This window comes from Achromobacter sp. DH1f (genome assembly GCF_000633435.1).
Lineage (GTDB): Bacteria > Pseudomonadota > Gammaproteobacteria > Burkholderiales > Burkholderiaceae_B > Achromobacter > Achromobacter deleyi.
The window spans coordinates 1-19,549 of record NZ_AYMF01000005.1; the positions used below are offsets into that span (position 1 = coordinate 1).

At 68.6% G+C, this 19,549-nt stretch carries 15 protein-coding genes; 11 read left to right on the top strand and 4 right to left on the bottom strand.

Features of this window, described 5'->3' with window-relative positions; translation table 11 throughout:
• From U858_RS0102645 to atzF, 3 genes are all read right to left on the bottom strand, one after another.
• Positions 1-612 (bottom strand): GntR family transcriptional regulator (locus U858_RS0102645; RefSeq protein ID WP_025135643.1); only part of this gene is annotated, 612 nt, incomplete at its 3' end.
• Positions 613-614: 2 nt separating this feature from the next.
• Positions 615-4,250 (bottom strand): urea carboxylase, encoded by a 3,636-nt coding sequence (gene uca, locus U858_RS0102650; RefSeq protein ID WP_025135644.1) that lies wholly within the window; start codon positions 4,248-4,250, stop codon positions 615-617.
• A 27-nt stretch (positions 4,251-4,277) separates the two neighbouring features.
• Positions 4,278-6,113, bottom strand: a complete 1,836-nt coding sequence (gene atzF / locus U858_RS0102655) for an allophanate hydrolase (RefSeq protein ID WP_025135645.1) — start codon at positions 6,111-6,113, stop codon at positions 4,278-4,280.
• A gap of 359 nt (positions 6,114-6,472) precedes the next feature.
• Between atzF and urtA the strand changes: the two genes are divergently transcribed.
• The 10 genes from urtA to U858_RS0102705 all read left to right on the top strand — a co-directional run bounded on the left by urtA (position 6,473) and on the right by U858_RS0102705 (position 17,716).
• Positions 6,473-7,726: an urea ABC transporter substrate-binding protein gene (urtA, locus tag U858_RS0102660; RefSeq protein WP_025135646.1), complete on the top strand. Its 1,254-nt coding sequence runs from the start codon at positions 6,473-6,475 to the stop codon at positions 7,724-7,726.
• Positions 7,727-7,747: 21 nt separating this feature from the next.
• Positions 7,748-9,379 (top strand): urea ABC transporter permease subunit UrtB, encoded by a 1,632-nt coding sequence (gene urtB, locus U858_RS0102665; protein WP_025135647.1) that lies wholly within the window; start codon positions 7,748-7,750, stop codon positions 9,377-9,379.
• Positions 9,376-10,503, top strand: coding sequence for an urea ABC transporter permease subunit UrtC (gene urtC, locus U858_RS0102670; RefSeq protein WP_025135648.1), 1,128 nt, complete (start codon positions 9,376-9,378; stop codon positions 10,501-10,503). The genes urtB and urtC overlap by 4 nt, the downstream gene beginning before the upstream one ends.
• A complete protein-coding gene (gene urtD / locus U858_RS0102675) occupies positions 10,500-11,339 on the top strand; it encodes an urea ABC transporter ATP-binding protein UrtD (protein ID WP_025135649.1) in 840 nt (279 codons plus the stop codon). The genes urtC and urtD overlap by 4 nt, the downstream gene beginning before the upstream one ends.
• A 1-nt stretch (position 11,340) precedes the next feature.
• The gene (gene urtE, locus U858_RS0102680; RefSeq protein ID WP_025135650.1) at positions 11,341-12,039 is read left to right on the top strand and encodes an urea ABC transporter ATP-binding subunit UrtE; all 699 of its coding nucleotides are present in this window, start codon (positions 11,341-11,343) and stop codon (positions 12,037-12,039) included.
• Between the two features lie 43 nt (positions 12,040-12,082).
• A complete protein-coding gene (locus tag U858_RS0102685) occupies positions 12,083-12,481 on the top strand; it encodes a DUF2946 domain-containing protein (RefSeq protein ID WP_025135651.1) in 399 nt (132 codons plus the stop codon).
• Positions 12,482-12,661: 180 nt separating this feature from the next.
• On the top strand, positions 12,662-14,863 hold the full coding sequence (locus U858_RS0102690; protein WP_025135652.1) for a TonB-dependent siderophore receptor: 2,202 nt from the start codon (positions 12,662-12,664) through the stop codon (positions 14,861-14,863).
• 7 nt (positions 14,864-14,870) lie between these two features.
• Positions 14,871-16,460 carry a PepSY domain-containing protein gene (locus U858_RS0102695; RefSeq protein WP_025135653.1) on the top strand — a complete coding sequence of 530 codons (1,590 nt, stop codon included), beginning with the start codon at positions 14,871-14,873 and terminating at the stop codon, positions 16,458-16,460.
• 130 nt (positions 16,461-16,590) lie between these two features.
• Complete coding sequence (gene arsC / locus U858_RS0102700; protein ID WP_025135654.1) at positions 16,591-17,019, top strand: arsenate reductase (glutaredoxin); 429 nt, start codon at positions 16,591-16,593, stop codon at positions 17,017-17,019.
• Positions 17,020-17,110: 91 nt separating this feature from the next.
• A complete protein-coding gene (locus U858_RS0102705; RefSeq protein ID WP_025135655.1) occupies positions 17,111-17,716 on the top strand; it encodes a phosphatase PAP2 family protein in 606 nt (201 codons plus the stop codon).
• Positions 17,717-17,721: 5 nt separating this feature from the next.
• Here the strand turns inward: U858_RS0102705 and U858_RS0102710 are convergent, their stop codons facing one another.
• Positions 17,722-18,378, bottom strand: coding sequence for a methylated-DNA--[protein]-cysteine S-methyltransferase (locus tag U858_RS0102710; protein WP_232786477.1), 657 nt, complete (start codon positions 18,376-18,378; stop codon positions 17,722-17,724).
• Positions 18,379-18,448: 70 nt separating this feature from the next.
• Here U858_RS0102710 and U858_RS0102715 point away from each other — a divergent pair.
• Positions 18,449-19,549: AlkA N-terminal domain-containing protein (locus U858_RS0102715; RefSeq protein ID WP_025135657.1), on the top strand; the 1,101-nt coding region annotated here is incomplete at its 3' end.

A 19,549-nucleotide genomic window follows, 5' to 3' on the forward strand; every position in this document is an offset into this window, starting at 1 on the left:
CCCCAACACCGCCCGCAAAATCGCCCCATGCTCCTCATACGTCGCATCCACCCGAAACTCCTTAGTGAAATCCAACCGCCGAACGATCCGGATCTTCTCCGTCACCTCCCGATGGATCAACGCCATCTCCGGATTCCCCGCCGCCGCCACAAGAGAACAATGAAACGCCTCATCCAGCTCAGCCACTAACCGCCCATCCAGAATCCGCTGCGCCGGCGGCACCAGCCACACGTCAGTCAGCGCCCCCAGCATCCCATTCTCGTCCATGTGCTCCCGCGCACACAGCCGTTCCACCGCCGCCAGCTCCAACACCACCCGCACGTCGTAGAGCGCCTCGAACCGCTCGAAATCGAACGGCCGCACCTGCCAGCCGCTGCGTGGGCTGGGCAGCACGAAGCCTTCCCGCTCCAGCCGCGCCAGCCCCAGCCGCACCGGCGTGCGGCTCACCCCCAGCCGCAACGCCAGTTCCGCCTCCGTGAAACGATCCCCCGGCAGCAGCTGGAAATCGAACAGCTCGTCCTTGATGCGCTGGTACACCTGGTCCGCCAGCGACCCCGCCAACGTCGGCGCCTGCCGCAGCGCCGGACTGATCCGCACCGATTCGCCCGCCATGGTCAGGTCACGGGGCACGTGGCGTCTTCCGCCAGCACGATCAGCGGGTCGCCCGCGTTCACCGGCTTGCCCGGCACGCAGCGGATGGCCGTCACCGTGCCCGATGCCGGCGCGATCACCGACAGTTCCATCTTCATCGCCTCCACCACCACCAGCGTATCGCCCGCCGACACGCTCTGGCCCACCTGCACCGGAATCTTCCAGATATTGCCGCACATGTCCGCGCTGACCAGCCGCTCGCCCTCGCGCAGCGCCGTCTCCGGTTCCGGTTCGGCTTCGACCGGCGCCGCCGCCACGTCTTCCGTCTTCCACAGCGCCACCTCGGCATCGAATGCCGTCTTCTGGCGCGCCTGGAACACCGCGATGCTGTCCGCCTGCTCGGCCAGGAAGCGCTGGTGCGCCGCGAAATCGAACATCTCTTCCTCGATCCGCACCGTCGCCCGGCCCTCGCGGAAATCCTCGCGCAGCGTATCCAGCTCGGCCTCGCTTACCGGATAGAACCGCACCTGGTCGAAAAAGCGCAGCAGCCACGGCTTGCCGTCCTGGAACACCGGGTTCTTCAGGAACTTGTTCCAGATCGGCAGCGTGCGGCCCACCAACTGATAGCCGCCCGGCGAATCCATCCCGTAGATGCACATGTACACCCCGCCGATGCCCACCGTGCCTTCCGCCGTGAACGTGCGGGCCGGGTTGTACTTCGACGTCAGCAGCCGGTGGCGCGGATCGATCGGCACCGCGCACGGCGCCCCCAGGTACACGTCGCCCAGCCCCATGATCAGGTAGCTCGCATCGAACACGATGCGCCGCACGTCCTCGCGGCTGGCCAGCCCGTTGATGCGCTGGATGAAATCCACATTGTTCGGCAGCCACGGCGCGCTGGCGCGCACCGTTTCCTGGTAGCGCTGCACCGCGCCCAGCGTTGCCGAATCCTCGAACGCCATCGGCAGGTACACCACCCGCGTCGGCACCTTCAGCGTCGCCACGTCCGCCAGCCCGGCCTCGATCTCAAGCAACCGCGCAATCAGCGCGTCTTGCCGGATCACCCGGCTGTCGTAGCGGATCTGCAGCGAGCGCACGCCCGGCGACAGTTCCTGCACGCCGTCGATCGGCTGCGCCGCCAGCGCTTCCATCAGCAGATGGATGCGCATGCGCAGCGCCAGGTCCAGCACGTTGTCGCCGTATTCCAACAGCAGATAGCCGTCGCCCGCCTGGCGGTACGACACCGACGGACGCGCGCCCTCGGCCGGCAACGCCGCCACGATGGTTTCCGAGGCCGTCTGCGGCACCGCGACCGGCGTCGTGGCCTGCGGTGTCACGCGGCCCAGCGTCGCTACGCTCTGGTCCTGCGCCACCTCCCGCGCCACCGCGTCGGCGTAATCGATGCGCACGAAGCGGATGCGGTCGCCAGGCTTGACCTGGCCGACCTTCCACAGTTCGGCGCGGGCAATCGTGACCGGGCAGACAAAGCCGCCCAGGCTGGGGCCGTCGCGCGTCAGGATCACGGGGCTGTCGCCCGTGAAGTTGATGCTGCCGATGGCGTATTCGCAATCGTGGATGTTGGACGGATGCAGGCCGGCTTCCCCGCCGTTCTCGCGCGCCCAGGTGGGCTTGGGGCCGGTCAGGCGCACGCCCAGCCGGTTCGAGTTGTAGTGCACCTCCCAATCGGCGGCGAAGAATTCGTCGATGGCTTCGGGCCGGAAGAAATCCGGCGCGCCGTGCGGGCCGTACAGCACGCCGATTTCCCAGGTGTTGCCATAGGCGGGAATCAATTCGGGCGCCGCCGCCTGCGGCACGGCCACGGGCGGCGCGGCGTTGGCTGCCGGCAGCCCAGGTTGCACCACGGGCAGCATGTCGCCCACCCGCAGCGTGCGGCCGGCGTGGCCGCCGAACTGGCCCAGCGCAAAGGTCGAGCGGCTGCCCAGATACACCGGCACATCCAGCCCGTTGCGCACCGCCAGGTAGCTGCGGCAGCCGGACACGGCCCGCCCCGTCGCCAGCACCTGGCCCGAACGCACCGTCACCGGCCGCCACATCGGCACCGGCTCGCCGTCCAGCGTGGCGGCGCATTCGGCGCCGGTCAGCGCGATCAGGGCATCGCCATGAAAGCGCAGCGTCGGGCCGACCAGCGTGGCCTCGATGCCGGCGGCGTCCGGCGCGTTGCCGACGATGCGGTTGGCCAGGCGAAACGCGTAGTCGTCCATCGGACCCGACGGCGGCACGCCGATATTCCAGTAGCCGGTGCGGCCCGGGTAGTCCTGCACGCTGGTGTAGGTGCCGGCTTCCAGCACTTCGATGGCGGCCGGCCGGTAGGCAAAGCTGTCCAGGAAACGGGTCGACAATTGCGCCGCGCGAAAGCGCGCATCCGCCACGATCTGGCGCAGGTAGTCCAGGTTGGTAGCGATGCCGTGCAGGCGCGTGCGGGCCAGCGCGTCGGCCAGCTTGTCCAGCGCCGCTTCGCGCGTGTCGGCATGCACGATCAGCTTGGCCAGCATCGGGTCGTAGAACGCCGGCACCTCGGTGCCCGTCGCCACCCAGCCGTCCAGGCGCACGCCGTCCGGGAAATACACGTCGGTCAACACGCCGGGCGACGGCTGGAACTGGCGCAGCGGATCTTCCGCGTACAGGCGCACCTCGATGGCCGCGCCCTGCGGCGCGCGCGTCATGGCATCGAAATCCAGCGGCTCGCCGGCCGCCACGCGCAGCATGCATTCCACCAGGTCCAGCCCCGTCACCGCTTCGGTCACCGGGTGCTCGACCTGCAGGCGCGTATTGACCTCCAGGAAATAGAAACTGTCGTGCGCCGGGTCGTAGATGAATTCCACCGTGCCCGCCGACCGGTAGCCCACCGATGTGCCCAGCTTCACTGCGGCGTCCAGCAAGGCTGCGCGGGTCGCGGCCGGCAGCCGCGGCGCGGGGGTTTCCTCGATCACTTTCTGGTTGCGCCGCTGCACCGAGCAGTCGCGCTCGCCCAGCGCCACGACACGGCCTGCGCCGTCGCCGAAGATCTGCACTTCAACGTGACGCGCGTTGTCCACATAGCGCTCGATGAACGCGCCGCCGTCGCGGAAGAAGTGTTCGCCCATGCGTTGCACACTGTCGAACGCCACCGTCAATTCGGCCTCGTTCTCGCAGCGCGACAAGCCGATGCCGCCGCCGCCCGCGGTGCTCTTGAGCATCACCGGGTAGCCGATGCGCTCGGCCTGCGACAACGCTTCGCCCAGGCTGGCCAGCAGGCCCGTGCCCGGCGTCATCGACACGCCGGCCTCGGCCGCCAGCTCGCGGGAACGGTGCTTCAGGCCAAACTCGCGGATCTGCAGCGGCGTCGGGCCCACGAACGCAATGCCCGCCGCTTCGCAGGCCTCGGCGAATTCAGCGCTTTCCGACAGAAAGCCGTAGCCGGGGTAGATGGCCTGCGCGCCGTGCGCACGGGCCGCGTCCAGCAGCAGGTCCATGCGCAGGTAGCTGTCGGCGGCCTTCTCGCCGCCCAGCGCCACGGCCACGTCGGCCTCTTTGACATGGGCCGCGTTGCGGTCGGGATCGGAATACACGGCAACGCTGCGGATGCCCAGGCGTTTCAGGGTACGAATGGCGCGGACGGCGATTTCTCCGCGATTGGCGATCAGGACGGTATCGAACACGGGGCAGCTCCCAGGGGCGGTCTTGGATTAACGGGGGGTGGCGTTCAGGCTGGCGAGATAGGCACGCCAGCCGCCGAAGTCGGTGATGTCGCGCGCACCGAGCAGGCCGCGCGGCTCGCAGATGAAGCCCTTGACCAGGCGGCCGTCATGCAGCTCCAGCGTGCCGATGCCCAGCGGCGCGGGAATCTCGGCCACGAAGGCGCCAAAGGCGGCCACGGGGATGTCCCACAGCTCGATCTCGATCGGCGCGCCGCTGTCGGACTTCACCAGCCCGGGCTTGGGCGGCGTGGTGTTGGCCAGCGCATACAGCCGGTAATCGACCGCGGTGCGGGTCTTTTCCACCAGCACGGCGCGGCGGGACGTCAGCTGATGATTCAACGGCATGCCCGTCAGGTGGGCGCCCACCACGGCCACGCGCAAGGTGTTCGGGTCTGCCGGCTGCGGCGCTGCCGCCGGCAACGGCCGGCCCGTGGCGCCCAGGGGCAATCCGCGCTGCGCCTGCCACTGGCGGCCGAACTGCGCCAGCGCGCGGTCCTGCCAGGCCAGGCCGATCACGGTGATGCCCGCCGGCAACCCGTCGGCGCGCATGCCGGCCGGCAGCGCCAGCGCCGACAGGTCGGCCAGGTTGGCAAAGTTGGTGTACACGCCCAGCTGCGAATTCAGGCGCACCGGGTCGGCCTGCAACTGCGCGATGGTGTAGATGGACGGCGACGTCGGCACCACCAGCGCATCGAAGCCTTGCAACGACTGCTGGATCTGGCGCGTCAATTCGGCGCGGCGGTATTCGGCCTTGAAGGCATCCAGCGCGCTGTAGTTCGCCGCGCCTTCGACGATGCCACGCACCACCGGGTGAATCGCGGCGGGGTGCTCTTGCCACAAGGCCTCGACCGCGGCGAAGCGCTCGGCCACCCACGGCCCCTGGTACAGCAGCGCGGCCAGTTCGGCATACGGCGCGAAGTCGATCGTCTCGACCTGCGCGCCGCTCGCCTTCAAGGCTTGCAGTGCGGCCTCGAAGGCTTCGGCCGCTTGCGCATCGCCAAAGAACTCCAGGCGGTCGGGAATGGCCAGGCGCGGCGCCTTCGGCCACGGCGCGGCGGCGCCTGCCGGCTGCGCGCGCGAATAGGCATCGCGTTCATCGTAGCCGCCCGCGATGCCGGCCACCTGCTCGGCATCGTCCACCGTCAGCGCGAAGATCGACACGCAATCCTGCGTGCGGCAGGCGGGCACCACGCCCGCCGTGCTCAGCCAGCCCTTGGTGGGCTTGAGGCCGACGATATTGTTGAAACCCGCGGGCACGCGGCCGGACCCGGCCGTGTCGGTGCCCAGCGAAAACGCCACCAGGCCGCGCGCGACCACCGAGGCCGAGCCCGAGCTGGAACCGCCGCTGATGTAGTCAGGATTGAAAGCGTTGGCCACCGCGCCGTGCGGCGAGCGGGTGCCGACCAGGCCCGTGGCGAACTGGTCCAGGTTGGTCTTGCCCACCAGGATCGCGCCGGCTGCGCGCAGGCGCCGCACCACCGTCGCGTCTTCGTCAGGCGTGTAGGCGAATTCGGGGCAGGCCGCCGTGGTGGGCCAGCCGGCCGCATCGATGTTGTCCTTGATGGCGAACGGCACGCCGTACAGCGGCAGCCGCGCCACGTCGCCGCCCGCCGCTGCGAGCAGCAGGCGCAGGTCATCCAGCTGACGCGCCAGCACCGCGGGGCTGACCCGCGTGATCCAGGCGTTGTCGGCCGGCGCGGCCGGCGTCTCGGCCAGTGGCATCAACAGCGCGTCGGGGGTGGCGCCGCCCTCGCGATAGGCAGACAGCCATTGCGTGATCGTCCAACCGGTCGTGGGGCCCTGCGGCGTTGCTACGGCATTCATGCTGGAATCCTTTCTTGTATACAAGTACGGATACCCAAGCAATACGCGTGCCATGTTGGCCGCAGGCCGCAACCTTCCCTCTGACGCAAGGTGCCGCCGGCCCGCGACGCGTTCCCTTGCCCTCGCCCATGCGCCCGCGATGCGCACCTGCAACGGGCAACCGGCGCACCGGTTTTGTGCACGCGGCACCAGATTGAACCGCGCACGGCGCCGCCAGCGGCCGCCACCGCGTCATCGAAAACCCTTCCCCTTACTACAGCGATGTCGCCTTGCCGAGCGGTTGGCACGGCTTTTGCTTTGAAGTCCTGGTCACGCCCATGCCGCCGGCGCCGCCGGCTTCTTCCTCCTCAGGAGTCACCATGAAACGCAGACTAGTCCTTAAGCAACTGACCGCCGTGAGCCTGTTGGCCCTGTCCGGTTGGATGCCGCAGCTGTACGCCGCCGAAGACACCATCAAGGTCGGCATCCTGCATTCGCTGTCGGGCACCATGGCCATCTCGGAAACGTCGCTCAAGGACGTGGCCCTGATGACCATCGATGAAATCAACGCCAACGGCGGCGTGATGGGCAAGAAGCTGGAAGCCGTGGTGGTCGACCCCGCATCGAACTGGCCGCTGTTCGCCGAGAAGTCGCGCCAGCTGCTGGCGCAGGACAAGGTGGCCGCGGTGTTCGGCTGCTGGACCTCGGTGTCGCGCAAATCGGTGCTGCCGGTATTCAAGGAACTGAACGGCCTCTTGTTCTACCCGGTGCAGTACGAAGGCGAAGAGCTGGAAAAGAACGTGTTCTACACCGGCGCCGCACCCAACCAGCAGGCCATCCCGGCGGTGGAATACCTGATGAGCGAAGACGGCGGCGGCGCCAAGCGCTTCGTGCTGCTGGGCACCGACTACGTCTACCCGCGCACCACCAACAAGATCCTGCGCGCCTTCCTGCATTCCAAGGGCGTGAAAGACAGCGACATCGACGAGGTCTACACCCCGTTCGGCCATTCCGACTACCAGACCATCGTGGCCAACATCAAGAAGTTCGCCGCGGGCGGCAAGACCGCCGTCATCTCCACCATCAACGGCGATTCGAACGTGCCGTTCTACAAGGAACTGGGCAACGCCGGCCTGAAAGCCACCGACGTGCCGGTGGTGGCGTTCTCGGTCGGTGAAGAAGAACTGCGCGGCGTGGACGCCAAGCCGCTGGTGGGCCACCTGGCCGCCTGGAACTACTTCGAATCGATCAAGAACCCGGTCAACGAGGCCTTCATCAAGAAGTGGCAGGCCTATGCCAAGGCCAAGAACCTGCCCAACGCCAGCACGGTCGTCACCAACGACCCGATGGAAGCGACCTACATCGGCATCTACATGTGGAAGCAGGCGGTCGAGCAGGCCAAGACCACCGACGTCGACAAGGTGATCGCGGCCATGGGCGGCCAGACGTTCAATTCGCCCAGCGGCTTCAAGATCGAAATGGACAAGACCAACCACCACCTGCACAAGCCGGTCTACATCGGCGAGATCAAGGCGGACGGCCAGTTCAACGTGGTGTGGAAGAGCAAAGGCCCCATCCGCGCGCAACCCTGGAGCCCGTACATCCCGGGCAACGAAAGCAAGCAAGGCCTTTAAACCGGAACCGGACACGCAGCCATGCTGAATGCGGCTATCGCGAAATTCCTGCGTCATTTCCTGCTTGCATGGCTGCTGGCCGCGCCGGCGCTGTCCGCGCACGCGGCGGCGCCCGGCGTGGACCCGGCGCTGCTGGCCCCCTTGGCCGGCGACGACACCGACGCCAGGCTGCAGGCGATTGCCGCCCTGGGTCAGTTGCCCGACCCCGGCGCGGCCGCCGTGCTGCAGGCGCTGGGCAACGACCAGCTGTATGCGCTGCCCGATGGCCGCGTACTGATCGGCAGCGGCAAAGGCCCGGCCACCGATGCCGCTACCGGCGCGGCGACCGAGCTGCCCGCGGGCGCCGCCACCATCGGCATCAACAACCGGCTGCGCCGCGCCATCGAGGCGGCGCTGGCGGGATCCCGACTTTTTTCCGACAACCCGCAGGAACGGCTGGCCGCTGCCCGCCGCCTGCAACAGACCGGCGACCCAGCCCGCCTGCCGCTGGTGGAAAAGGCCCTGGCCGCCGAAAAGAACGAGGCCGTGCGCGCCGCACTGGAAATCGCGCAGGCCAATCTTGAACTCAAAAGCGCCGACCCCGCCGTGCGGCGTCACGCCGTCGACCTGCTGGGGCGCACCGACAACGCGGCCTTTCGCCCCACGCTGGCCGCACTGACACAGCAGCAGGACGGCGTCTACGCCGAACCCGATGCCGGCGTGCGCGAGGCCGCGGCCAATGCGTTAAAGCGCATCGACCGGCACCTGGCCACCATCGAATGGGCCGGCAACCTCTTTTACGGCCTCAGCCTGGGCAGCGTGCTGCTGCTGGCGGCGCTGGGGCTGGCCATCACCTTCGGGCTGATGGGTGTCATCAACATGGCGCACGGCGAGCTGCTGATGATCGGCGCCTACGTCACCTACCTGGTGCAGACGGCGTTCCGCGCCTGGCTGCCGGGCTGGCTGGACTGGTACGTGGCCGCGGCGCTGCCGCTGGCCTTCGTGTTCACCGCGCTGGTGGGCATGGCGCTGGAACGCACCGTGATCCGCTGGCTGTATGGCCGGCCGCTGGAAACGCTGCTGGCCACCTGGGGCATCAGCCTGATGCTGATGCAGGGCGTGCGCACGCTGTTCGGCGCGCAGAACGTGGAAGTGGGCAACCCCAGCTGGATGTCGGGCGGCATCACCGTGCTGGGCGGGCTGGTGCTGACCTACAACCGGCTGGTCATCATCGGCTTTGCGCTGTTCGTGGTGTTCCTGGTGTGGGCGCTCTTGAACCACACGCGGCTGGGCCTGTTCGTGCGCGCCATCACGCAGAACCGGCGCATGGCCGATTGCGTGGGCGTGCCCACCGGCCGCGTCGACATGCTGGCGTTCGGCCTGGGGTCCGGCATCGCGGGGCTGGCGGGCGTGGCGCTGTCGCAGCTGGGCAACGTGGGCCCGGACCTGGGCCGCAGCTACATCGTCGATTCCTTCATGGTGGTGGTGCTGGGCGGCGTGGGCCAGCTGGCCGGCACCGTCATCGCCGCGCTGGGCCTGGGCGGCGTGAACAAATTCCTGGAGCCTTACGCGGGAGCCGTCATGGCCAAGATCACCATCCTGGTGCTCATCGTGCTTTTCGTGCAGAAGCGGCCGCAAGGCCTGTTCGCCCCGCGCGGCCGGAGCGTCGAATGAAACAGACCGCCCTGACCGACCTGACCTTGCAGGTGCATCGTCCGCTGTACAGCGGCCGCGCCTGGATCGCCCTGGCCGCCGCCACGCTGGCGCTGGCGCTGTTGCCGCTCTTGAACCTGGTGTTTCCCGCCGGCCATCCGTTGCATGTCTCGGCCTATGCAGTAGCCCTGTTGGGCAAGTTCATGTGCTACGCCATGGCCGCGCTGGCGCTGGACCTGGTGTGGGGCTACGCCGGCATCCTGTCGCTGGGCCACGGCCTGTTCTTCGCGCTGGGCGGCTATGCCCACGGCATGTACCTGATGCGCGCCATCGGCAGCGACGGCGTCTACCAGAGCCGCCTGCCGGACTTCATGGTGTTCCTGGACTGGAAGGACTACCCCTGGTATTGGGCCTTCACCGAGCACTTCGGCTACGCCATGCTGCTGGTGGTGCTGGTGCCGGGCGTGCTGGCCTTCGTGTTCGGCTACTTCGCGTTCCGCTCGCGCATCAAGGGCGTGTACTTCTCGATCATCACGCAGGCGCTGACGTTTGCGGCCATGCTGCTGTTCTTTCGCAACGACACGGGCTTTGGCGGCAACAACGGCTTTACCGACTTCAAGCGCATCCTGGGCTTTGACATCACGGCCCCCGGCACCCGCGCGGCGCTGTACTGGATCACGCTGGCGGCGCTGGCCGCGGCCCTGGTGCTGGCGCGCGCCGTGACGCAGTCCAAGCTGGGCCGCGTGCTGACGGCGGTGCGCGATGCCGAAAGCCGGCTACGCTTCATCGGCTACGACCCGCTGGGCTTCAAGCTGTTCGTGTGGACGCTGTCGGCCGTGCTGTGCGGCATTGCCGGCGCCTTGTACGTGCCGCAGGTCGGCATCATCAACCCCAGCGAGATGTCCACCGAGAACTCGATCGAAATGGTGATCTGGGTGGCCACCGGCGGGCGCGGCACGCTGATCGGCCCCATCCTCGGCGCGGGCGTGGTCAACGGCCTGAAGACCTGGTTCACCAGCGTGCTGCCCGAATTCTGGCTGTACGCGCTGGGCCTGATCTTCGTCCTGGTGACCCTGTTCCTGCCCACCGGCATCGTCGGCCTGGCGCGCCGCCTGGCCTCCCGCTACCAGGAGCGACGCGCATGACCAGCACGCATTCCGAAACCGCCATGCTGGACGGTGGCCCTAGCGGCGACGCCGGCTACGGCCGCGTCAGCCCCAAGGGCCTGGACACCAGCCACGGCGCCATCCTGTACCTGGAAGGCATCACCGTCAGCTTCGACGGCTTCAAGGCGCTGAACGACCTGACGCTGGACATCGGCGTGGGCGAGCTGCGCTGCATCATCGGCCCCAACGGCGCCGGCAAGACGACCATGATGGACGTCATCACCGGCAAGACCCGCCCCACTGCCGGCACTGCTTTTTTCGGCCAGAGCATCGACCTGACCATGCTGACCGAAGCGCAGATCGCCCACGCGGGCATCGGCCGCAAGTTCCAGCGGCCCACGGTGTTCGAACAGCACAGCGTGTTCGAGAACCTGGAACTGGCGATGAAGACGGACAAGCGCGTGCGGCCCACGCTGTTCTCGCGCCTGACCGGCGCGCAGGCCGACAGGATCGGCGAAACGCTGGACCTCATCCGCCTGCGGCCCGAAGCCTTCCGCCCGGCCGGGTTGCTGTCGCACGGCCAGAAGCAGTGGCTGGAGATCGGCATGCTGCTGATGCAGGAACCGCAGTTGCTGTTGCTGGACGAACCGGTGGCCGGCATGACCGATGCCGAAACCGAACGCACCGGCGAACTGCTCAATGAATTGCGCGGCCGCCATTCGCTGATGGTGGTCGAACACGACATGGACTTCGTCAACCAGATTGCCGGCGACGGCAAGGTGACGGTGCTGCACGAAGGCTCGGTGCTGGCCGAAGGGCCCATGGCGAAAGTGCAGGCCGACCCGCGCGTGATCGAAGTCTATCTGGGGCGCTGACATGCTGAACGTATCCACCATCGACCAGTACTACGGCGGCAGCCACACCTTGCGCGGCGTCTCGCTGGCGGTGAACCAGGGCGAATGCCTGGCGCTGCTGGGACGCAACGGCGTGGGCAAGACCACGCTGCTCAAGTGCGTGATGGGCGTGCTGCCCGTGGCCAGCGGCGCCATTGCCTTCGACGGCGCCGACATCACCCGGCTGGCGCCGCACCAGCGCGCCGCGCGCGGCATGGCCTACGTGCCGCAGGGGCGCGACATCTTCGCCCGGCTCACCGTCGAAGAGAACATCCTGATGGGCATGGCGACCAAGCCCGCCGCACGCGCCCGCCGCATCAAGGAAGACGTGTTCGAGCTGTTTCCGGTGCTCAAAAACATGCTGGCGCGGCGCGGCGGCGACCTGTCGGGCGGGCAGCAGCAACAGCTGGCGATCGCGCGCGCGCTGGTGGCCGAACCCAAGCTCATCATCCTGGACGAACCCACCGAAGGCATCCAGCCGTCCATCATCAAGGACATCGCGCGGGTGATCCACATGCTGCGCCAGCGCGGCGACATCGCCATCTTGCTGTGCGAACAGTATTTCGACTTTGCCCGCGAACTGGCCGACCGTTTCGTGGTGCTGTCGCGCGGCGAAGTGGTGGCCAGCGGCGACCGGACGGCCATCGACGGCGAGGACGTGCGGCGCCACCTTTCCGTCTGAGGCGCCTTTTAGTGCCCACGGAGCCTGGATATAATGCGCCGTCATGCACCTTGCCCACTTCCTGAACCGCGGCTACGCCTGGATCGCCCTTGTCGCGATCCTGTGGGCGTCCCTGGTTCCGTCGTTGGCGCATGGCAGCCATGCCGAGGGCGGCACCAGCCGCCAGGTCACCGTCGACTACTGCGCCCCTGACGGCAAGTCGTCGCTGACCATCGACGTGCAGGGCGACGACACCCCCGCCGACCACGCGGCGCACCACGGCGACAGCACCCACTGCCCGTTCTGCCGCAATCCCCAGGCCGACATCGGCATCCTGCCCGCGCCGCTGCTCGTCTTGCGCGCCCCGCCCGGCCGGGTCAGCTATCCGGCGCTGTTCTACCGCGCCTCGCATCCTCTCTACGCCTGGAGCGCGGCCCAGCCGCGCGCCCCGCCCGCGGCTTGATCCCGCGCGCAGGCCGCCGGCCCGGCTGACGGGCAGGCCCTGCGCCGCATTGCGCTTGAGCCCCCCGCCGGCCGTTTTCGCGCGCTGGCGGCATTCCGGAAATCATCGCCCGCCCCCGACGCCGCCCCTGTAAGCGGCGCGGCCCGCGGGCGCGCAAGCCGGCCCCCGCCGGCCTGGATCATGAAAAAAACCTACGCAGCCTCTTTGCTGGCCGGCGCCTGCGCGGCCAACCCCGCCCTGGCGCTGACCACCGACCCCGCCATCGAAACGCTGGCCGCCACCGTGGTGGAAGGCGACGATGCCGACGGCAAGCCCAACGGCCCGCTGGACCTGAATCGCATCGACGGCACCGGCAGCCGCCTGGGCCTGACCCTGCGCGAAACGCCCGCGTCCGTCACCGTCATCAACCGCGCCCAGATCGAGGCGCGCGGCTCGCAGAACACCCAGGAAATCGCCCGCGGCATCCCCGGCGTGGACAACGCCTCGCCCCCGGGATCGGCCGGTTCGATCAGCTACCGGGGTTTCAGCGGCGGCCAGGTGTCGCAGCTGTTCAATGGCATCTCGGTGCAGTACGACTCGGCCGCGGCGCGGCCGGTGGACAGCTGGATCTACGACCGGGTCGAGGCCATCGGCGGCCCGTCGACCTTTCTGTTCGGCGCGGGCGCGGTCGGCGGCGCCATCAACTACGTCACCAAGCTGGCCCAGCGCGACACCTTCTACGAAGGCCAGCTGCGGTGGGGCTCCTACGACACGCGCCAGGTGTCGGCCGGCATCAACCAGCAACTGGCCGGCTCGCCGGGCGGGCGCGGCCATTACTTGCGCATCGACGCCAACAACACGTCCAGCCGCGGCTGGGTCGACGGCAACCACTCGAACGCCACGCAGGTCGCGGCCTCGTTGCTGTCGGACCTGGGCGACGACGTAACGCAGACCTGGGCCTTCGAATACCAGCGCGAGCGGGTCGAGCGGCCCTATTGGGGCACGCCGCTGACGGTGGGCGCGGACGGCAAGGTCACCGGCGAAGGCCACATCCGCGGCGGCACGCGGTTCAAGAACTACAACGTCGATGATGGCCTGTACGAGCAATCGGTGCTGTGGGCTCGCTCGCTGACCGAATGGCGCGCGGCGCCCGGCGTGACGTTCAAGAACACGCTCTACTACTACCGCGCCGAGCGCGATTTCCGCAACCTCGAAACCTACCGCTACAACGCCGCCAACAGCCGCGTGCTGCGCTCGGGCGCGCTGCTGCAGCGGCACGAGCAAAGCCTGGTCGGCAACCGGGTCGAAGGCCTGGTCGAATCCACGCTGGCCGGCCTGCCCAGCAGCTGGTCGTTCGGCGCCGACCTCAGCGTGAACAAGCAGACGCGCTACCCCACCAGCCTGCCCGCCACGGTCGACGCGGTAGACCCCTACGATTTTTCGCCAGGCTATTTCTACGACATTCCCGGCATGACGCGCGGCCACAATCCAGACCGCGACAACCGCATCCGCACGCTGGCCTTCACGCTGGAAAACCGCACCGAGGTGCTGCCCGGCGTGGCCATCGTGTCGGCATTGCGCCGCGACTTCATCGACCTGGACCTGACCAACCGCCGCGCCGTCTCGGCCAGTTCGCCCGCGTCCGCGTCGCGCGACTATTCGCCCACCACCGGCCGCCTGGCCGTCAACTGGGCAGTCACGCCGCAGGCCTCGTTGTATGCGCAGTACGCCACCGCCGCCGACCCCCCGTCCGGCATCATGGCCACGGCCTCGTTCGCCGACGTGCTGAACAACGACAAGCTCACCACCGGCACACAGAAGGAAGTGGGCGGCAAGTTCGAGTTCTGGGACGGCCGCGGCACGGCCACCATTGCCGCCTACGAGATCACGCGCAAGAACATCTCGGCGCCCGACCCCAACAATCCGGCGGTCAGCGTGCCGGTGGGCCAGCAGTCGGCCCGCGGGCTGGAACTGGCCGGCGGCCTGCGCCTGACGCGCACGTTGTCGCTGCAGGGCAACGTGGCCTTCGTCAACCCCAAGTACGACGACTTCTCGCAAACCGTCAACGGCGTGGCGGTATCGCGCAACGGCAACGTGCCCACCAACACGCCGCGCCGCGTGGCCAACCTGTGGCTGGACTACGCCTTCCTGCCCGACTGGAACGCCAGCGTCGCCGCGCGCTACGTGGGCCGCGCCTATGCCGATGCCGCCAACACCGTGTGGGCGCCGTCCTACACGATCTTCGACGCGGCTCTGTCGCACCGCATCGACCGCCACTTCACCGTCACCGGCCGCGTGCGCAACCTGACCGACAAGGTGTACGCGGCCAACGTTTCTGGCACGCCCATGTATTACCTGGGCGCGCCGCGTACGTTCGAACTGTCCGTGCAAGCCCGCTTCTGAGGCCGCCATGACCGCCATCCATCCCGCCCGTCCCCGGCCCGCGCCACCCGCCTGGTCCACCCGCGCCAAGCGCTGGCTGTACCTGATCCACCGCTGGGCCGGCATCGTGCTGTGCCTGTTCTTTGCCATGTGGTTCGTGTCGGGCGTGGTGATGATGTACGTGGGCTACCCCAAGCTCACGCCGCACGAGCGCATGACGCACCTGGCCCCGCTGGATCCGGCGCAAGTCACCGCCACGCCCGCCCAGGCGCTGGCGGCGGCGGGCGCCCGGGACGCCCCGGGCCTGAGCCTGGCCGCCGTGCGCGGCGGCGCACCGGTGTACCTGGTGCCGGCGGGCCGCGGCCAGGCGCCCAAGGTGGTGGATGGCGCCAGCGGTGCCTTGCTGCCGCGCGCCGACGCCCAGGTCGCCACCGCCAGCGCCGCGGCCTGGTTCGGCGGCGACTACGCCGCGCACTACCAGGGCGAGGTCGAGGAAGACGTCTACACCCATTCCGGCGCGCTGGACCCGCATCGCCCGCTGCACCGCATCGACCTGGACGACCCCGACCACACCCGCCTGTACGTGTCGTCGGCCACCGGCGAAGTGGTGCTGGACGCCACCCGCAGCGAACGGCTGTGGAACTACGTCGGCGCCTGGATCCATTGGCTGTACCCGTTTCGCGGCAACCTGTTCGACCCCTGGTGGCACGACATCGTGGTGTGGCTGTCGGTCATCGGCGTGGCGGTGGCCGTGACCGGCACCGTGGTCGGCATCCTGCGCTGGCGCTTTTCGCGGCCCTACGCCAGCGGCAGCCGTTCGCCCTATCGCGACAACATGATGCGCTGGCACCATCTGAGCGGCCTGCTGTTCGCCGTCATTACCATCACGTGGATCTTCAGCGGGCTGATGTCGATGAACCCGTGGAAGGTCTTCACCAGCGACGCGGCACCGCTGGCGATGAATGCGTATGCGGGCCGTCCGCCGGCCGCAGCGGACCGTGCCGGCGCGTCGGTCGGCACGCCGGCTGCCGCGGCGTCGACCCAAGCGCAGCAAGCGTCGCCCGCCGCGCTGATTCGCGCCCTCCTGCCCGCCGCCCCGCGCGAACTGCGCTGGAGCCGGGTGGACGGCCAGGACCTGGTGCTGGCGCGCAGCGGCCCGGGCGCCCCCACGCTGCTGTCCGCCACTGACGCCCGCCCCGTCGCGCTCGATCCCGCGGCCCTGCGCGCTGCCGCGGCCCGCCTGATGCCGGGCGCCACGCTCACCGACGTGCAGGTGCTGGACCGCTACGACTTCTACTACTACGCCCGCGACGAACACGCGATGCTCGGCCACATCGAAAAGCCCCTGCCGGCCTGGCGCCTGGTGTTCGACACCCCCCAGGCCACCTGGGTCTACCTGGACCCGCGCACCGGCCAGGTGCTGGGCAAGCAGGACCGCGGCAACCGCACCAGCCGCTGGCTGTTCGCCTTTCTGCACAGCTGGGACTGGACGGGCCTGCTGGCGAACCGGCCGCTGTGGGACATCCTGCTGGTGTTCCTGTCGCTGGGCGGCGCGGCGCTGAGCCTGACGGGCGTGGTGATCGGCTGGCGACGGCTGGGCCGCAAGCTGCGCGCCTGAAAGCATGAGCCTGAAAGCACGGGCCTGAAAGCATGCACCTGAAAGCCGCACGGGAATGCACTATGCTCATCGCCTTGCCCCCGGGGCCTGACGCCAGGCCCCGCTGATTCCCTTATTTGCGGAGCCCGCCATGTCCGACGTCACCATCTATCACAACCCCAAGTGCGGCACCTCGCGCAACACCCTGGCCATGATCCGCAACGCGGGCATCGAGCCCGAAGTGGTGCTGTACCTGGAAACCCCGCCGTCGCGCGCCACCCTGAAGGCGTTGTTCAAGCGCGCCGGCATCAGCGTGCGCGATGCGCTGCGCGAAAAGGGCACGCCCTACCTGGAACTGGGCCTGGATGATGTGTCCCTGCCCGAAGACGCCCTGCTGGACGCCATCGAACAGCACCCCATCCTGCTGAACCGCCCGTTCGTATCGACCCCGCTGGGCGCCGCCCTGTGCCGGCCGTCGGAATTGGTGCTGGACATCCTGCCCGCCCCGCAGCAAGGCGCCTTCACCAAGGAAGACGGCGAACAGGTCGTGAACGCCGACGGCAAACGCATCCAGAAGTAAATACGCGGGTTTCGGCGCATTTTGTAAGCGGACTGACGGGAAACCCCATTACGATCGCGGCTATTGAAATATTGCACTGCGATGACGCGTCATGGATTTTCTTGAACCCCTGAATCAGTCCCTTTTTTTGCTGGTCAACGCCGACCCGGCCACGCCGATCTGGCGCATCCATGCCGCCCTGCTCATCGCCAACAAGCTGATCCTGCTGGTGCCGTGCACGCTCGCGGCCCTGTGGTTGTGGGGCGGGCAGGAACAGCGCAGCCTGACCCTGAAGATCCTGGCCAGCATCGGCGCCGGCCTGTGCATCAGCTACCTGTTCGGCGCCCTGTGGCCGCACCCGCGGCCCTTCACCATCGGCCTGGGTCACGCCTTCTTCCACCACAAGGCCACCGCCTCGTTCCCCAGCAACCACACCATCATCATCGCCACGATGGCGTTCGCGCTGATCTTCGACCGGCGCTGGGCCGGCTGGGGCTGGGCCACGCTGCTCCTGGCCGCCATCGTCGGCACCTCGCGCGTCTACCTGGGCGTGCACTTCCCGCTGGATATCGCGGGCGGCCTGGTGCTGGCGCCCGTCGCCGCGGGCCTGGCGGTTCCGGTATGGAACCGCGTCGGCGCACCGCTGACCGGGCTGCTGCAAACCGTCTACCGCAAAGTGCTGGCGCTGCCGATTGCGCGCGGCTGGATTCGGGCCTGACGCCTTCAGGCCGCCCGCGCCAGCGATTCAGCCGGCCGGGCCGCCCGCCAACGCCCTTCGTGTTCGAGCAGCCAGCGCTTGCGGTCCAGGCCGCCGCCATAGCCCGTCAGTGACGCATCCGCGCCGATCACCCGGTGGCAGGGCACCACGATGCCCACCGGATTGGCGCCGTTGGCCATTCCCACCGCCCGCACCGCCGACGCCCGGTCGATGCGGGTAGCCAATATCCCGTAACTGACCGTATCGCCTGCCGCGATGCCGCGCAGCGCCTGCCACACCTGCCGCTGAAAATCAGTGCCGCCCAGCGCCACCGCCAGGTCATCGATCGCGTCGACCTGACCGTCGAAATACGCCAGCAATTGCCGCGTCGCGTACGACGTCTGCGGCGTCTCCTTCACCTGCACCGCCCCTTTGCCGTACTGGCGGCGCAGCAAAGCGTGCATGCGCGGCTCGTAATCCTCCCAATCCACCGCCCGCAGGCGCTCTGCATCGTCGGTCAGCACCAGCATCGTGCCAATCGGTGTTGCCACCCGTTCAAGCGAAAATGCCAGCGGGGCAGCCGCGGTAACAAGAGTCCTGGACATGATATGACCTCTGAAAAACGTTGGATTGGTAATCAATATAGGCCTGCCAGAAACCTTGCGCTGGCGGTTTTCGGACATGGCAGTGAGCCTGACAACACTGTCCGAAAACCGCTAGCCCCGCACCGCGTGCGGCGCTAGCATGGCTTGCATGAACCTCGACCACGATGCCTGCTACAGCGCCATCCAGGTGCGCGACGCCCGTTACGACGGCCGCTTCTTCACCGCCGTCAAGACCACGGGCATCTACTGCCGCCCCGTCTGCCCGGCGCGCACCCCGCTATCGCGCAACGTCATCTTCTACCCCACGGCCGCCGCGGCCCAGGAAGCCGGCTTTCACCCCTGCCTGCGCTGCCGCCCTGAAACCGCCCCCGCCGCCGGCCCCGGCCAGGACCTGCCCGACAGCGTCTCGCGCGCCCTGGCCCAGATTGAACTCGGCGCCCTGGACGACGCCGGCATTGACGCCCTGGCCGAACGCCTGGGCGTCGGCGAACGCCAGTTGCGGCGCCAGTTCCGCCAGCACCTGGGCGCCTCGCCCGTCGCCGTCGCCCAGACCCGCCGCGTCCTGCTCGCCAAACAGCTCATCCACGAAACCCGCCTGCCCATGGCCGAAATCGCCTTCGCGGCCGGCTTCGGCAGCATCCGCCGCTTCAACGAAATCTTCCAGGACCTGTTCGGCCGCGCCCCCGGCGACCTGCGCCGCTCCAGCCAGCCCGACGTGTCCGCCGGCCCCCAGGGCGAAATCAAACTCCTGCTGCGCTACCGCCCGCCCTACGACTGGCCCGCCATGCTCGCCTTCCTGCGCGCCCGCGCCATTCCCGGCATCGAACACGTCACCGACAACAGCTACGCCCGCAGCATCAGCCTGGACGGCAGCCAAGGCACCGTCCACGTCCAGCCCGGCCCCGGCCACGCCCTGCAAGCCACCGTGCGCTTTCCCCGCCTGCAATCCCTGCCCACCCTCATCGCCCGCCTGCGCCGCGTCTTCGACCTGGCCAGCGACCCCACCGCGCTCGCCGCCCAACTGGCCCACGACCCCATCATGGCCACCCTCACCGCCCGCCGCCCCGGCCTGCGCGTCCCCGGCGCCTGGGACGGTTTCGAACTCGCCCTGCGCGCCGTCCTGGGCCAACAGATCACCGTCAGCGCCGCCATCAAACTCGCCGGCAAACTCGTCGCCGCCTACGGCCAGCCCCTGACCCACTCCGAAGCCCCCCTCACCCACCTCTTCCCCACCCCCGACGCCCTGGCC

Coding starts and splice junctions, on each gene's coding strand:
- atzF (WP_025135645.1), bottom strand. CDS start 6,113: ATGAATGCCGTAGCAACGCCGCAGGGCCCCACGACCGGTTGGACGATC.
- urtA (WP_025135646.1), top strand. CDS start 6,473: ATGAAACGCAGACTAGTCCTTAAGCAACTGACCGCCGTGAGCCTGTTG.
- urtB (WP_025135647.1), top strand. CDS start 7,748: ATGCTGAATGCGGCTATCGCGAAATTCCTGCGTCATTTCCTGCTTGCA.
- urtC (WP_025135648.1), top strand. CDS start 9,376: ATGAAACAGACCGCCCTGACCGACCTGACCTTGCAGGTGCATCGTCCG.
- urtD (WP_025135649.1), top strand. CDS start 10,500: ATGACCAGCACGCATTCCGAAACCGCCATGCTGGACGGTGGCCCTAGC.
- urtE (WP_025135650.1), top strand. CDS start 11,341: ATGCTGAACGTATCCACCATCGACCAGTACTACGGCGGCAGCCACACC.
- U858_RS0102685 (WP_025135651.1), top strand. CDS start 12,083: ATGCACCTTGCCCACTTCCTGAACCGCGGCTACGCCTGGATCGCCCTT.
- U858_RS0102690 (WP_025135652.1), top strand. CDS start 12,662: ATGAAAAAAACCTACGCAGCCTCTTTGCTGGCCGGCGCCTGCGCGGCC.
- U858_RS0102695 (WP_025135653.1), top strand. CDS start 14,871: ATGACCGCCATCCATCCCGCCCGTCCCCGGCCCGCGCCACCCGCCTGG.
- arsC (WP_025135654.1), top strand. CDS start 16,591: ATGTCCGACGTCACCATCTATCACAACCCCAAGTGCGGCACCTCGCGC.
- U858_RS0102705 (WP_025135655.1), top strand. CDS start 17,111: ATGGATTTTCTTGAACCCCTGAATCAGTCCCTTTTTTTGCTGGTCAAC.
- U858_RS0102710 (WP_232786477.1), bottom strand. CDS start 18,378: ATGTCCGAAAACCGCCAGCGCAAGGTTTCTGGCAGGCCTATATTGATT.